Source organism: Niallia sp. Kr1, from assembly GCF_050389805.1.
Taxonomy (GTDB): Bacteria; Bacillota; Bacilli; order Bacillales; family Cytobacillaceae; genus Bacillus_BD.
This window is the reverse complement of record NZ_CP130945.1, coordinates 1,172,492-1,187,234: the sequence shown is the minus strand read 5'-3', so window position 1 is coordinate 1,187,234 and position 14,743 is coordinate 1,172,492. Positions and strand designations below refer to the sequence as shown.

At 36.7% G+C, this 14,743-nt stretch carries 14 protein-coding genes; 5 read left to right on the top strand and 9 right to left on the bottom strand.

Annotated elements, in window-relative coordinates:
- Positions 1-13 precede the first annotated feature (13 nt).
- Positions 14-1,087 (bottom strand): M42 family metallopeptidase, encoded by a 1,074-nt coding sequence (locus tag Q5760_RS05955; protein WP_428911289.1) that lies wholly within the window; start codon positions 1,085-1,087, stop codon positions 14-16.
- Between the two features lie 119 nt (positions 1,088-1,206).
- Between Q5760_RS05955 and Q5760_RS05950 the strand changes: the two genes are divergently transcribed.
- Complete coding sequence (locus tag Q5760_RS05950; RefSeq protein ID WP_428911288.1) at positions 1,207-1,518, top strand: PepSY domain-containing protein; 312 nt, start codon at positions 1,207-1,209, stop codon at positions 1,516-1,518.
- Between the two features lie 54 nt (positions 1,519-1,572).
- On the opposite strand, the gene trmB is transcribed toward Q5760_RS05950, so the two are convergent.
- Complete coding sequence (trmB, locus tag Q5760_RS05945; RefSeq protein WP_428911287.1) at positions 1,573-2,211, bottom strand: tRNA (guanosine(46)-N7)-methyltransferase TrmB; 639 nt, start codon at positions 2,209-2,211, stop codon at positions 1,573-1,575.
- 346 nt (positions 2,212-2,557) lie between these two features.
- On the opposite strand from trmB, the gene Q5760_RS05940 reads away from it, so the two are divergent.
- Positions 2,558-2,836, top strand: coding sequence for a YtzH-like family protein (locus tag Q5760_RS05940; protein WP_428911286.1), 279 nt, complete (start codon positions 2,558-2,560; stop codon positions 2,834-2,836).
- On the opposite strand, the gene Q5760_RS05935 is transcribed toward Q5760_RS05940, so the two are convergent.
- From Q5760_RS05935 to pepV, 5 genes are all read right to left on the bottom strand, one after another.
- Positions 2,831-3,610, bottom strand: coding sequence for a phosphotransferase (locus Q5760_RS05935; protein WP_428911285.1), 780 nt, complete (start codon positions 3,608-3,610; stop codon positions 2,831-2,833). The genes Q5760_RS05940 and Q5760_RS05935 overlap by 6 nt on opposite strands.
- Positions 3,611-4,004: 394 nt before the next feature.
- A complete protein-coding gene (gene pulA, locus Q5760_RS05930; protein WP_428911284.1) occupies positions 4,005-6,158 on the bottom strand; it encodes a type I pullulanase in 2,154 nt (717 codons plus the stop codon).
- 42 nt (positions 6,159-6,200) lie between these two features.
- Positions 6,201-7,193 (bottom strand): NERD domain-containing protein, encoded by a 993-nt coding sequence (locus tag Q5760_RS05925; protein ID WP_428911283.1) that lies wholly within the window; start codon positions 7,191-7,193, stop codon positions 6,201-6,203.
- Positions 7,194-7,578: 385 nt separating this feature from the next.
- Complete coding sequence (gene thpR, locus Q5760_RS05920) at positions 7,579-8,148, bottom strand: RNA 2',3'-cyclic phosphodiesterase (RefSeq protein ID WP_428911282.1); 570 nt, start codon at positions 8,146-8,148, stop codon at positions 7,579-7,581.
- A gap of 33 nt (positions 8,149-8,181) precedes the next feature.
- On the bottom strand, positions 8,182-9,600 hold the full coding sequence (pepV, locus tag Q5760_RS05915) for a dipeptidase PepV (protein ID WP_428911281.1): 1,419 nt from the start codon (positions 9,598-9,600) through the stop codon (positions 8,182-8,184).
- Between the two features lie 315 nt (positions 9,601-9,915).
- Here pepV and Q5760_RS05910 point away from each other — a divergent pair, with 315 nt between their 5' ends.
- A complete protein-coding gene (locus Q5760_RS05910) occupies positions 9,916-10,137 on the top strand; it encodes a DeoR family transcriptional regulator (protein WP_428911280.1) in 222 nt (73 codons plus the stop codon).
- Positions 10,138-10,248: 111 nt separating this feature from the next.
- Here the strand turns inward: Q5760_RS05910 and Q5760_RS05905 are convergent, their stop codons facing one another.
- On the bottom strand, positions 10,249-10,971 hold the full coding sequence (locus Q5760_RS05905; protein WP_428912503.1) for a pseudouridine synthase: 723 nt from the start codon (positions 10,969-10,971) through the stop codon (positions 10,249-10,251).
- Between the two features lie 155 nt (positions 10,972-11,126).
- Here Q5760_RS05905 and Q5760_RS05900 point away from each other — a divergent pair, with 155 nt between their 5' ends.
- A complete protein-coding gene (locus Q5760_RS05900; RefSeq protein ID WP_428911279.1) occupies positions 11,127-11,330 on the top strand; it encodes a hypothetical protein in 204 nt (67 codons plus the stop codon).
- A gap of 36 nt (positions 11,331-11,366) precedes the next feature.
- Here the strand turns inward: Q5760_RS05900 and Q5760_RS05895 are convergent, their stop codons facing one another.
- Positions 11,367-12,983, bottom strand: a complete 1,617-nt coding sequence (locus Q5760_RS05895; protein ID WP_428911278.1) for a putative polysaccharide biosynthesis protein — start codon at positions 12,981-12,983, stop codon at positions 11,367-11,369.
- Between the two features lie 479 nt (positions 12,984-13,462).
- Here Q5760_RS05895 and Q5760_RS05890 point away from each other — a divergent pair, with 479 nt between their 5' ends.
- Positions 13,463-14,737, top strand: coding sequence for an NAD(P)/FAD-dependent oxidoreductase (locus Q5760_RS05890; RefSeq protein WP_428911277.1), 1,275 nt, complete (start codon positions 13,463-13,465; stop codon positions 14,735-14,737).
- Positions 14,738-14,743 lie beyond the last annotated feature (6 nt).

Sequence of the window (14,743 nt, the reverse complement as noted above, 5' to 3'; positions counted from 1 at the left end):
TGATGATGATTCATCAACCATTTTGCAAAATCGTATTGACTGTTGTTTCATCAGTTGTTCTCACTAAGGTAACAAGTAATTCCTTAGCAGCCTCATAATCATCAACATGAATGATACTTGCAGGTGTGTGAATATAACGTGAGCAAATTCCGATTACAGCACTTGGAACTCCTTCATTTGAAAGGTGGACCCGTCCAGCATCCGTTCCTCCTTGTGAAGTGAAATATTGATATGGAATTCCGTGTGTTTCTGCTGTATCAAGTACAAACTCTCTCATCCCTCTATGAGTAACCATCGTGCGATCAAAAATCCTTAATAAAGTACCTTTACCAAGCTGACCAAACTCATTTTTATTGCCTGAAGCATCATTGGCTGGACTCGCATCAAGAGCATAGAAGATATCTGGTTTAATCATATTGGCTGCTGTCTGCGCACCTCGCAACCCCACCTCTTCTTGCACAGTGGCACCGGAGTATAATATATTTGGTAAAGGTTCATTGTGAACCTCTTGAAGTAATTCGATTGCTAATCCGCATCCATAGCGATTATCCCAAGCTTTTGCCATAATTTTTTTCTGGTTAGCCATTGGAGTAAATGGACAAATAGGAACGATTGCCTGACCTGGGACGATTCCCATTCTTTTCGCATCTTCTTTATCGTCTGCACCAACGTCAATCAACATATTTTTAATCTCCATCGGTTTCTTACGTTTTTCTTCATCAAGTAAATGAGGTGGAACAGACCCAATAACTCCTTGAATCCTTCCATTTTTCGTGATAATTTCAACTCTTTGAGCTAGAAGCACCTGGCTCCACCAACCACCTAATGTTTGAAAACGAACCATTCCATTATCGGTGATGTGACTAACGAGGAACCCTACTTCGTCCATGTGCCCAGCCACCATTACTGTAGGACCATTTTCTTTTCCTCTTTTAACACCAAATATACTACCAAGACGGTCCTGAACAATTTCATCGCTATAGGGACTTAATTGCTCCCTCATAAATTTTCTAACCTCATGCTCGTATCCAGAGGGACCAGGTAGTTCTGTTAATGTTTTAAAAAGCTGCAAGGTTTTTTCATTCATGCTCTTCATCTCCTTTTATAAAAATACATTGTTCTCAACATAAATATTTTAGAATTTTTGATTGGTTTGATACTATAATATCAAAGAATATAGACATTAATCTATTAGGGGGTTAAGTTGTGAATTGGAAAACCTTTCTTATTGGAGCAGGAGCAGGAGTGGTTGCTAGCCTTTTGGTAAGTACAACCTTAAATCAAAATGGGGACATTACTCCAGAAAAAGCATTAAGCATAGCTAAATCAGCTTTCAAAAAACACGGCCCGATTCAGGGCTCATGGATTCAAATGAAAAAACAACCTTATAAAAAAGAATTTCTTCAATATGATGTCTTTGTTGGAGGAATCTCTAGAAAAGTGGAAGAACGTTTAGAGCAATATGAATTTATCGTAGACAGTAAAACAGGCGCCATCCTAGATGCTTATCCCATATAAAAAATAAAAGGTGTCATACTTTCAAACGAGAAATCTGACACCTTTTTGTATCCATTAACGGAATTGTACTTCACATCGATAAATCCGGTTTCCTTTACTTGAGAACTTTTCTTCATACTCAGTCATAATATTGCCTTCAAAATCACTCTTATGCAAATCAAGACTAATATATTTCAACAACATTCCATATTGGGAGAAACTAGTTAACGAATATTCAAATAAGCCTTGATTATCGGTTTTAAAATGAACCTCCCCTTGTTTTGGAAGCAACTCTTCGTAAATCTGTAGAAAGCTTTTATAGGTTAAACGACGCTTTTCATGGCGTACTTTTGGCCATGGATCTGAAAAATTCAAATAGATCCTAGAGATCTCTCCTTTTTCAAAATACTGTGGCAAGTCTACAGCATTGGCATTTAATAATTTTACATTTGGAATTTCTGCCTCAATGATCCGATCAAGCGCAGAAACAATCACACTTTCTTGTAATTCAATTCCTAAATAATTAGTAGACGGATTGGCTCTTGCCATCTCCGTAATAAAACGACCTTTTCCTGTCCCAATTTCAATATGTAAGGGTTGTTGATTTTCAAAAACCGTTCCCCATTTTCCTTTTAAACTTTCTGGTTGTGAAATCACATATTGTGGATACTGTTCGAGCTTTTCTTTTGCCCATGGTTTATGTCTTAAGCGCATGGTGACACCCCTCTTTTATCAATTTGCCTCGGCAAATTTGCGCCCAGATTTGTCGAGCTTGATCGACAAAAATCAATTAAAAATCTGAAGAATCCGCCGGAGGCTTAAACTTCATTAAGCAAGTATTTTATTCAATCGAGCTTTAATCCTTATACTCGCCATTCATCCCCTATTCATTTAATTGCGGGAATTCTGCTGAATGAAGTTAGTTTTTTCTTACGTACTAGCATAATGGATTGTACAACATTTTTCCACAAGCCACGAATAATTAAAAAAAGAACTCACAAACTAAATGTGAATTCTCTTCAGGTAAGACGCTTAGTTTGAATAGAAAGGATGCTCATAGATGCCTCTCCAATATCAAGATCAAATTAATTTAATTAAAGATATTTTAACCAATCATCAGTCCGATTGCTGTGGTTCGGTTTCAGAATGTGAACAACTAGAACGGCTAGTCAAATCACTAATGGCGAATCAGCATTTAAATCAACAAGATGCCAATACTCTTAATCAAATTTACTCTTATAGCCAAAATGGTGTTAATTCTACCGATTTAGATCAACATATCGAATCTCACCAACACCAACTAACCCAATGGGTTGAAAATATGGATCAATTATCATAAAGAAAGATATTGTTCTAATAAATCAATCCAGTGATTCATTTCCGAAAATCGAGATTTATCTTTATGCCATTGAATGGATTGTAAGGTTTGCGCAATCACATACCATTTCATCCTAAGAATCAAGTGATCATCCAATTTTAATCCATATAGATTTAACCAATTTTCCCACTCATTTCGTGGAATATACCAGTACAACAATGATCCAATATCTATAGCAGGATCTGCAACAACGGCTCCGTCCCAATCAATTAAATACAACTGGTTGTTTTCATCAAGCAGCCAGTTGTTATGGTTAACATCACAATGGCAGACTACTTTATGCTCAAAATGAATGTTCTCCGAGTTTTCTTTTAGAAACGTAATCGACTCTTGAACAATCGAGAGTTTGTCTATATCTTCATCTAATTGTTGATGAAGATTTTGTATGATATGTGCGGGTTGTAAGGGTGATTTCCCTAACCTTTTTAACATATTAAGCAGATGTTTAGACTGATGAATTTTTTTGAGTAGCTTTGCAACATTTTCTTGAACCATTTCAGCAGGCTTCAACTCCCGACCATTTAACCATTGTTGGGCGGTAAAAACATCACCGGTTTCCATTCTTTTAGTCCAGACCAGTTTTGGAACAATTCCTTCCGCCGAAAGGCTCGCCAAAAAAGGAGAAGTATTTCGTTTTAAAAAATATCGATTCTTTTCATGTTGTGCAAAAAAGGCCTCTCCAGTTGCTCCACCAGCAGGAACAATCTCCCAATCATGACCAAAATAATCTTCCAATGCTGTTCACCTGCAGTTCCGTACTACTCAAAATAAAAGCGCAAGCGCATGCTCACCCTTAAGTCTGCACAAGACGCGCCGGCATGAAGATTGTTTTTTATCTTCTTGACGGATTGTTAGAAATGTATAGGCGACTGTCCAGTGACGAAGGGCGTAAGACAAGTACTTCTTAAGGCGTTCTTTGCCTTCAGAAGTACTTGGCTAGACCTGTGTCCCTAGGAGCCGACACTAGATACGCTTGTGACCTCGAGGGGGTGTCTGCTTGCGCTAGATATCAAAATAAAATATGGCTATTGTTTAATACTATACTACAATAGCCATACTCTAATCTAAATTTTATCGTCACAGTTCAAAACCGTCAAGACAATCCTTTTGTAAAGAATTTTCCTAATTATTAGTCGTTATGAAATAGGACATATAGACTAACAGCATCTAGGCTCATTCTTCCTTGAACCGTATGAATTCCTGGTTCAAGACAAACAACGCTTCCATTCGCGACAATCCTCCAATTCCCTTCTGGCAAATCTACTGTTTTAGCTTCCTTTGAAGGATTTATAAAAATCGTAATAGTGTCGGCTGGACCAAATTCTTTCACATTTTCAAATTTCCAGCCAATTAGCGGTTTGGAAAGCGGGAGTAATGTCATATGTTTTCGTATTAATTCAGCTCGAGGTAATCGAAATGCACGATGAGATTTCCTTAGTTGAATGAATCCTTTTATATATTCAATATGTTCTTCATTATTTTGCTTTAAAGTCCAATCTAACCAATTCACATGATTTGGTGATCGATAGCTATTTCCGTCCCCTTTTTTCGTACGAAAGAATTCCTGACCACTATGCAAAAAAGGAATTCCTTGGGATAGGAGAACAATCGCAGTACCTAGACGATGGACTTTCTTAATGATTTCCATATCCTCATCCGCAAGACAAACCATCAATTTATCCCACAGAGTATGATTATCATGTGACTCTACATAGTTAACACTCTGAGTCGGTTCTGCGAACAAGCCTTCTTTCGAATGTTTATAACCGACACTTCCTGCCATTACTTGAATGCATACATCGTAATAATGGTCATTGCCGCATATAAATCCTTTATCATAAAGATTAAACGTACTCCCTTTTATTGAATCTCGAAACCAATCATTAAATTGACCAATACGAGGCAGTAATTTTTGATTATGAATGTTAGCCTTTCTTGGGGTTGGCAACGGAGTATTCAAATCCCACCCTTCTCCTATGAGGATAATTGATGGTTCTATTTGATCCACTTCTTCTCTAATTTTGCTCATCGTTTCAATGTCCAATATCCCCATTAAGTCAAAACGGAAGCCGTCTACTTTATATTCATTTAACCAATACAAAACAGAGTCGACAATGAATTTTCTTACCATCTTCCTCTCTGATGCGATATCATTTCCTACTCCTGTTCCATTAGAAGGCATCCCATGATGATCGTGACGAAAATAATACCCGGGTACGATTTTTTCAAAGGAAGAGGTTTCCCTCTTATACACATGATTATAAACAACGTCCAATATGACACGAATTCCATGTTGATGAAGTGTATCAATAAGATGCTTTAATTCAAGGATTCTTTTATATGGATTACTAGGATCCAAACTATAACTCCCATCCGGAACATTATAATGCAGTGGATTATACCCCCAATTATATTCCTTTCGAGGTGAGAGTTCATCCACACCCTCAAAATCATGTAAGGGCATTAATTCTAAGTGGGTAATTCCGAGGCTTTTCACATACGAAAGGCACGTTACATTTCCATCATCATCTTTTGTTCCAAACTCAGCAGCCCCAATATAGGACCCTTTATGGTTCACACCACTGTTTGGATGAATCGTAAAATCCCTTATATGAGTTTCATAGATAATGCTATCTGTTTCACACTCTAAAGGCGGTAAATCACGTTTTTGAATAGTCGTTTTACTTAAGTCAATTACAACCCCTTCTGCACCGTTTTCCGTTACAGCAACAGCATAGGGATCAACCGCCTCTTCCCAATGACGATTGACACAAACTAAATACACATAACGATAGTTCTCTACATTTCCCTGAAGGGTTACAGTCCATACTCCTTTTACCCCTCTATTCATCTTAAAGATTTCTGAATGGCTATCATCAGGAAATTTTATTTTGAGTTTTACAGAGGTTGCAGTAGGTGCCCATAATGCAAACGTACTCTCATGGCGTCCATACTGCACTCCTAATTTTCCATCATAATAAAAAAAATGATCAAATTCTTCAGTTCTTGTAACGGCACCTATTTGTAGGTCGGTTTCTCTTTGTAGGGAATCAACGATCCAATATTTATCACCGATATTATGAATCGAATCCTTCATTCTACATACGTATTTGACGAAATTCTCGTGTAGAATTCTATTAATAATCTTAAGAGGAGCTTCCCCATGAGTATGTTTTAAAAAAAAGGAGCTTTTATCACCTTGATCTAAAGGATAAGGGATTAAAATGGTAATGATGTTCATCTCATCTAAATACGCTTCAAAATCCCTTTCAATGGTCGTCATTTGCTTTCACTCCTTTATAAGGAAAACCTAATAAGAAAGCTTTTATTTTGAAGGACGATCCCAAACTTCCCATTCGATTCTCTTAACAGCAGAAGTTTGACAAAATTGTAATAAAGCTTCTGCCCCCTTTAGCTGTGCCGCTTTTAAAGGAGAACGTAAGCTTCTAAGGTTCTGAAACCACTCCTCGTAATTTCGTTTATCAATCATTACAACATCATATGGTGAGGTTGGATGATCAATAAACCCATTTCTACATAACAGCACCTTATGAACTGGAAGTTGAACTTCAGAAAGCTCAAGTATTTTTTTCACGATTTTCCCCATTCGATTTAAAGCAATTAAGGGATTGATGATTTTCTTTTCGTGATTTTTATTACGAATTGACCAGAACTTCTCCTGATTTCCGATAAACACAGAAAGATCAGCATCTTCTACAAACGTAATACACCATATATCAGTGGGACCAATTAAAATCGTTTCCACCTCAATCGTTGCCTTTTTTAATTTAAAAACAGGGCGATAAAGGGTCAGATACGTATCTGGAAAGCGCTGTAAAAAATACTTTAACCTTTCATCATAATAAAATCGTTTATTAACGAAAGACTTTTCAACTAAAGTTGAAGTTGCCCAAGTCATTTGAAATTCGAATAGTTGATTTAAAAACAACCTTTTTAACTCATCAATCGTCGCAGGCCTGTTTTCTAAATCGAAAATTTCTTTAAAACTAGAAAACTCATTTTCCTCTAAAGACTGCGTTTCTTGATTTGAAAGATCCTCTATTTCTGAGAGATTGGAATGACCTCTTTGAAATAAGGTTTTTATTTTTTCTAAAAAAGTATACTTGTTCTCGTCTACATCTCCTGTTTCAATGGACTCGTAGATATTGGATCGATCAGAATAATTACCAGGATTATCCCAATTTTTACGTACTTTCTCCCATTGTTGCTTTTTCAGCGTAACAAAACGAGCTGAATAATGATAAATATTCTGTTCGTATCGTGATGTATAATCTTGTAATTTAATTAATTGTCCCATTTATTTAATCCTCACATACATTCCCTATCTTAAAAAACTTCTTATTACAAATCTCCTAAATTTAGATTGATGTCTAGCGCAAGCAGCCATCCCCCTCGAGGTCACAAGCGTGTCTAGTGTCGGCTCCTAGGGACTAGGGTCATAAGCCAAGTACTTCTGAAGGCAAAGAACGCCTTAAGAAGTACTCGTCTTACGCCCTTCGTCCCTGGACAGTCGCCTATACATTTCTATCAATCCGTCAAGAAGATTAAAGAACAATATTCATGCCGGCTCGTCTTGTGCTTGTCGGGGGTGAGCACATCAGGGAAAGCTTCCTTGAATTTGCTTCACAGGAACAAAAGACTTTTTGTTCCGAAGGCGCTTCCGCTTTTCTTTTAATAATAATCTATTCACCTACTAACGAAAAGGTTGCAATTGGCTCATATTTTGGTGATCTTTCAATATGGGTCTGATATAAGACAACCTCTTTCACCATAAAAGACAATGGTTCAACACCGAATGGATTATATTTTTGCAAAAACTCATGTTGGAAATCAGGACCTACCCAATTCCGCGCTAATGTAAGATGCGGCTGGTAGGCCCGAGATTCCAATGTAAAACCCGCTTCTAGACAATTTTTATAGACATTTTCCTGTAATTGGTGAAGTCTTTCTTCATGATTAACGGCTGCCCAGAATATTCGTGGAGACTTTCGACTACCAAATGTTTGAATCCCCTGAATCTGTAAAGGGAAAATGGCTTCGTTTTTTATTCCTTTTTGAACAAAATCGATACATACATTTAGTTTTGAAGCTTCTACAGCACCAAGAAAAGCAAGTGTAATATGATAATCCTCTTTATGAACCCAACGTTTAAAAGCAAAAACATTTTTAAGTTCGTTAAAGCGTTCATAAATGCTTTGTTTTATATCATCTGGAATACGTACAGCCCAAAAATAATGCGGATCCCGCTCCATTTTTGAACCCCCTTTATCAATCTTTCTTTTTCATTATTGGGCCAATTCATAAATAGCTTGTGCATAAATCGCCGTAGCTTTTAAGAGATCCTCAATATACATGTACTCATCCTTTTGATGAGCAATATCTTCACGTCCGGGGAAAAGTGGTCCAAAGGCAACCCCAGAGGTTAACGAACGTGCATATGTACCGCCGCCAATAGCCAAGAGTTCAGCTTTCTCTCCTGTTTGTTCCTCATATACTTTTTTTAATACTTTAATTAATTCACTATTTTCATCAACATGATGCGGCTTTGAATCTGAATAATTCTGAAGGATAAATCCCTTTTGTGATACAGTTTCCGTTAATAGGTTCTTTGTTTCGTCCATATTATTTGTCACAGGATATCGTAGATTCAACCCAAATGTCCCTCCATTGATTTGATCATAGGACATCTTTCCAACATTAATCGTTAATTCACCAGATATATCATCCTTAAACGCTACACCTAATTTATTTCCTCTTGAATCTTGATAGAGATATTCATTTGCAAGATTTAAAAACGATGTCGCACAGGAGTCATAATTATTTTCATGGAGGAACTTTGCTAGGAATAGACCTGCATTCTTCCCATTATTAGGTTCCATCCCATGCGCAGAAACCCCTTCAAGTTCAAGAATTAATTCCCCGTTGTCCACATAACATTTCCCTTTTAAAGAGTGCGCCTTCGAGAAATCATCAAATTTTTGAATAAAATAGGTCTTTTCAATATTTACTTGAACCGCCGCTTTTGCAAAATCAGGTACCATATTATATCTTCTACCTGATTCAAAACGAATTAATTCCATTTTAGGATTACGCTCTACATTCTTACAAACATCTTTTTGGACTAAGTCGAAATCAGCAATTCCCTTTTCAGCATAAATAATCGGAAAATCTGCATCTGGGGCAAATCCTAACGTTGGCATTTCTTCATGCTCAAAATAATGAGTCACACATCTCCAATCACTTTCCTCATCTGTTCCAATAATCATACGAACTCGTTTATTTAGAGGCAAACCTAACTCTTTTACGATTTTCATGGCATAATAGGCCGCCATAGTCGGTCCCTTATCATCAATAGCTCCTCTTGCAAAAATTTTTCCATCACGAATTTCTGCTTCATATGGGTCGCTGAACCAACCATCTCCTTCGGGAACAACATCTACATGACATAAAATACCAACAGATTCATTGCCCTCTCCAAATTCAATATGACCTGCTAGATTCCCTACGTTTTTTGAAAGGAATCCATCTTTTTCGCCCATGTTAAGCATAAAGTCTAATGCTTCTTTTACTCCTAAACCAAGCGGAGCATCAGGTGTTACATGTTCTTCATCTAAAACACTTTTAATTTGTAAAAGCTTTTGTGTATCCTCAATTAATTGATCTTTTCTCTTCATTACTTCATTCAACCATTTTATATCCGCCATAAAAAAACCTCCATTTACTTTTAAAATTCCATTAATATATCTTAAATATTCTGCGTATGTATAAGTAGATATCTATAATATACATAAGTTTAACAAGAAAACATAAATGTTTTGTAAATTTGAAACTCTTTTGTGGAAATCTTATGATATTATGGATATTATATAAATAGAAGGTATCACCTAAGTTAGATACTATATGTAGTAGAAAAGGGGTTGTCTGGGGAAAAGAAGCTGATCTCTTGAAGAGTGTATCTTCACTAAAATGTTGGATGCTGGAATTTGTCAAAGGTTTGAAAAAGGATAGGGAGTGGTTTATTGAAACCTTCAACTAACCGGATGTTAAACCGTATCAAATCCGTCTACATGTTTATTAATACTCGAGGAACTGTTACTACACAAGAGCTAGTAGAAGAATTTGGTATTACACCTAGAACGATACAACGAGACTTGAATGTTTTAGCGTACAACGATTTAGTCAGAAGCCCAAGCCGTGGAAAATGGACAACAACCAAAAAGAAAGTTAAATTATCTTCTTAACGGTCGATACAAGTGAAATCTCGAATATGTCCATAGCGGCCATCATAAGACGAGCCTCGTAAAAGCAAAAGTCTTTTGGAGGCTTGTCTTATGGACAAGAGTTAATGAGTATTATTCTTTTGGATTCATATTTTTTAATAATGAAATCTCTTCTTCGGTTAATTCCCGATATTCTCCTAAATCTAGGCTCTCATCGAGCTGAAGCTGCCCCATCGATACTCTTTTTAAATATACAACCTTCTTTCCAACTGCTTCAAACATTCTTTTTACCTGATGAAACTTCCCTTCGGTTATCGTCAACTCTATATCAGAATAGATACCAGATTTGAGTATTTTTAGTATACCTGGTTTTGTATGATATCCATCATCTAATGTAACCCCATTTTGAAAAGCTTCTATATCGCCCTCTGTTACTTCTTGATCAATGACCGCAAAATAGGTTTTTGGAACATGTTTTTTAGGTGACAATAATTGATGTGCCAACTGACCATCATTTGTTAATAAAAGCAAGCCTTCTGTATCTTTATCCAGCCTGCCAACTGGAAAAGGAGAAAATACAGAATCCTCCATTTGCAGCAAATCAATAACTGTCTGTTCATATTCATCCTCAGTTGCTGAAATAACGCCCTGCGGTTTATTCATCATTAAATAAATATATTCTTTATATTCTATGACCTCACCGTTTAAAGTTACCCTATCATGAGTTGGATTTACCTGTTCTTTCCCATCCTTAATGACATTTCCATTTACTTGTATATAGCCCTTTTTCAATAATTGTTTGACTTCTTTTCGGCTTCCATATCCTAAGTTCGCTAACATTTTATCAATTCGCAAAACAATCACTTCTTTCTATGTTAATAGGCATTTGGCCCTTTCAAATATAGACATTTTTCATAAATTGTAATCGTACAGATTAAAACCAAACTGGTTTAGCTGTTCAAATTATTAGAGAATTGATCCTTGAGATCAAGAAAGAGGAGATGTCAATGATGATGGATTATCGACAAACGCAATTTTCACCAGGTTTTCCTGGAGGCGGATTTCCTGGTGGTGGAAATACAGATCGACGTCTTGATCGTTTAGAGCGCCAAATGGATCGAGTAGAAAGACAAATTGACCAATTAAACCGCAGAGTAGATCGTATTGAAAGAAGATTAGGTATCGGTCAGGGTCCAGGTAGAGATTTTTATTAATTTTAAATTAAAAGGGTCTTTAAGTAAGACCCTTTTTTAAATTCGAAGATGTAATTTTTCCTTCACTTTTTCTACTCGTGTACCAAATAGGAAGTTAACTAATTTTGATTTTAAACCTAAGTAACCATAAATCACGATTCCTACCGTTGCCGTGATGGCAATAATGAGGATGGACTGTAAAGTTGATTCAGGGCTTAAAAATAATAAAAGTAGCTTATATATACCACCTGCCCCCAAGAACATAAACAATGTAAAGAGACTGATTAATACACTTCTCCGCCATACAATTTTAAAAGAAAAGTTTGTGCATTTTTTGATCACGATTAAATTAATGATAACTGCCGCACTATAGCCTAATACGGTCGCTAAAATGGCCCCTTGAGTTTCCATTAATTTAATCAAAGGTATGTTTAACGTCAGCTTAATTAACAAACCTACTAACAAACTTAAAACGGTATAACGTTGTTCGTTTATCCCTTGCATAATTGCAGCCGTTACTGGATAAATCGCAAATAAAAGGGCAACTGGTGCATAATAGCGCAACACTTCAGTTCCATATGGATCATAGCCATAAAAAGCCGTATAGATAGGTTCTGCCAGCAAAGCCATCCCGATCACAGCAGGTAATGTTAAATAAAAAATAACTTGAAACGTTTGGCTTATTTGAGCATGTACTTCTTTTCGATCACCGCTAATAAATGAATTTGTAATATTCGGCACAAGCGTTAGCGAGAATGCAGTTGCAAGTGAAACTGGGATAATCACTAGCTTATGTGAATAAAAGTTTAAGGCACTATAGGCAAAGTCTGCCTGCTTCGCTAAGCCAATTTCAACCATGGCACGATTGAAAGTAACTTGATCAATAAATTGAAATAATGGATTTGCCAACCCTACGAATACAAAAGGGGCTGCATAGAGAATGATCTCCTTATACATCTCTTTCAGAGAGATTTGCATCGTTCCTTTGTCTTGTAACAACAGATCATCTAAATAGGGTTTTCGCTTTCGCCAGTACCAAAATAAAACGAATAGACCACCTATAGCTCCAACAAATGCAGCAAAGGTAGAAACACTAGCAGCTGTTACAATATCGCCATCCATTACTTTTAGTACAACATAGGCTCCACCTAATAAAAATACAATCCTAACAATTTGTTCAACGACTTGTGAAACAGCTGTTGGTCCCATCGATTGATGCCCTTGGAAAAATCCACGGCTTAAACTCATAAATGGAACTACAATGAGTGCAAAACTTACGGCACGTGTTACGGTTATAACATCCTCAAGGCTCGTTACTTGATCTGTGTCTCTTATGACCATGCCAGCTAGTATTGGTGCAGTTGAATAGAGTACAAGAAACGAAACAACCCCTGATAGTATCATAATCAGTTGTCCGGACTTAAATAACTTTCTACCAACCGCGTACTCACCTAATGCGTTATATTTTGAAATAAACTTTGAAATCGCTAGTGGAATCCCTCCAGTTGCGATACTGATAAAAATGGTATATGGTACATAAGAATATTGATAAAGTGTCGTTCCTTCCTGTCCTACAATTGCATCAAAAGGGATGACGTAAAACAAACCCAGCATTTTGGATATAATAGTACCTAAAGTCAATATAAATGTTCCTCTTAAAAGCTTTGATGACATTCATTCCTTCTCCTTATCAAACTATCCTAGGAATTGAAAAGCTAGACAAAAATTAAATTCGCCCGTCGATTTTGCGCCCGTAATTTTTCATCACAGTTCAGATCGCCACATCCTGTGGCTTTCGCCTGACTCGGACGTTCTATCCGTCGTCGAACTCACTCGATAAATTACCGTAAAAAATCGCGGAGACTTAACTTCATTGGGCTAAGGGTTGTCCCCATTATCATTTAGAAAGTTTTTTACTTGTATCCACCACCTATAAAGTCAAGAATATCTGTACCTGTCGCAAGCTTTCGGTACAAAGACATTTGCTGAATGAAGTTAAATTATATACTCTTTCCTGTCCTTTATGGTAAGTAATTATGTCCATTTACCAACAATTATACTTGAAAATGCACTATTTGTAGTTTACTCTTCTTTCATAAAGAATTCTACTTAGAAGTTAAACTATTCATTTATTTATAGAAAGGATCATCAAAATGTATGATGTCATTGTAATTGGTGGTGGCCCCTCAGGACTCATGGCCGCCATATCAGCCGGTGAAGCTGGCGCAAAAGTACTGCTCATTGATAAAGGAGACAAGTTAGGACGTAAATTAGCTATCTCAGGAGGCGGACGTTGCAACGTTACGAACCGACTGCCTGTTGACCAATTGATCAAACATATTCCAGGGAATGGGCGATTTTTACATAGCGCCTTTTCGATTTTTAGTAATGAAGATATTATCATGTTTTTTAATAAACTTGGAGTCCAATTAAAGGAAGAAGACCATGGAAGAATGTTTCCAGTTAATAACAAAGCCCAATCCGTAGTGGATGCATTACTTCGAAGACTAAAGGAATTGCATATCACTGTGCGTACCAATAGTCCTGTTGATAAGGTCTCCTATCAAAAGGATAACAAAAAGATAGTAAAGCTAAAAAATGGAGATATCTATGAAACCACTGCACTCATTATTGCTGTAGGCGGTAAATCTGTACCTCAGACAGGTTCTACAGGTGATGGATACTCATGGGCAAAGAAAGCTGGACATACCATTACAGAGCTTTTTCCAACTGAAGTTCCAGTGATATCCAATGAAAAGTTTATAAAACAAAAAACGTTACAAGGTTTATCACTAAGAGATGCCGCCGTTAGTGTTTTAAATGCAAAAGGCAAAGCAATTGTCACACATAAAATGGATATGATTTTTACTCACTTTGGGATTAGTGGACCTGCTGTCTTAAGATGCAGTCAATTTATTGTAAAAGAATTAAAAAAATCCCCAAATGGTGCAGTCCTGATTAATATTGACATTTTCCCCGATAAGAAGGAAGAAGCTCTTTTTCAGGAGTTACACCAAATGTTAAAATCAGATTCAAAGAAAAGCATTAAAAATATATTCAAAAATCTAATGCCTGAACGATATTTACTTTTCTTACTTGAAAATAGTGAAATCGATCCTTCTATACAAGCAAATAACCTGTCCAACGAAAAGTTAAGGGTGTTTGTTGAAAAATGCAAGAAATTTCGTTTCCATGTTCACGGAACACAACCAATTGAAAAAGCCTTCATAACTGGAGGCGGTGTTTCAATTAAGGAAATTGAACCGAAAACGATGGTCTCTAAACTAGTAGAGGGTTTATACTTTTGTGGTGAGATCCTAGATATCCATGGATACACGGGCGGGTTTAATATCACAGCTGCTTTTGTAACAGGTCGACTCGCAGGTTTAAATGCGGCCCAGTGTAGCAAACGATTAGGTTCCCAATAATTAGAA

What these genes read in the sequence shown, in the direction of transcription:
- Q5760_RS05955 (WP_428911289.1), bottom strand. Translation starts at nt 1,087, where the DNA reads ATGAATGAAAAAACCTTGCAGCTTTTTAAAACATTAACAGAACTACCT.
- trmB (WP_428911287.1), bottom strand. Translation starts at nt 2,211, where the DNA reads ATGCGCTTAAGACATAAACCATGGGCAAAAGAAAAGCTCGAACAGTAT.
- Q5760_RS05940 (WP_428911286.1), top strand. Translation starts at nt 2,558, where the DNA reads ATGCCTCTCCAATATCAAGATCAAATTAATTTAATTAAAGATATTTTA.
- pulA (WP_428911284.1), bottom strand. Translation starts at nt 6,158, where the DNA reads ATGACGACCATTGAAAGGGATTTTGAAGCGTATTTAGATGAGATGAAC.
- Q5760_RS05925 (WP_428911283.1), bottom strand. Translation starts at nt 7,193, where the DNA reads ATGGGACAATTAATTAAATTACAAGATTATACATCACGATACGAACAG.
- thpR (WP_428911282.1), bottom strand. Translation starts at nt 8,148, where the DNA reads ATGGAGCGGGATCCGCATTATTTTTGGGCTGTACGTATTCCAGATGAT.
- pepV (WP_428911281.1), bottom strand. Translation starts at nt 9,600, where the DNA reads ATGGCGGATATAAAATGGTTGAATGAAGTAATGAAGAGAAAAGATCAA.
- Q5760_RS05900 (WP_428911279.1), top strand. Translation starts at nt 11,127, where the DNA reads ATGATGGATTATCGACAAACGCAATTTTCACCAGGTTTTCCTGGAGGC.
- Q5760_RS05895 (WP_428911278.1), bottom strand. Translation starts at nt 12,983, where the DNA reads ATGTCATCAAAGCTTTTAAGAGGAACATTTATATTGACTTTAGGTACT.
- Q5760_RS05890 (WP_428911277.1), top strand. Translation starts at nt 13,463, where the DNA reads ATGTATGATGTCATTGTAATTGGTGGTGGCCCCTCAGGACTCATGGCC.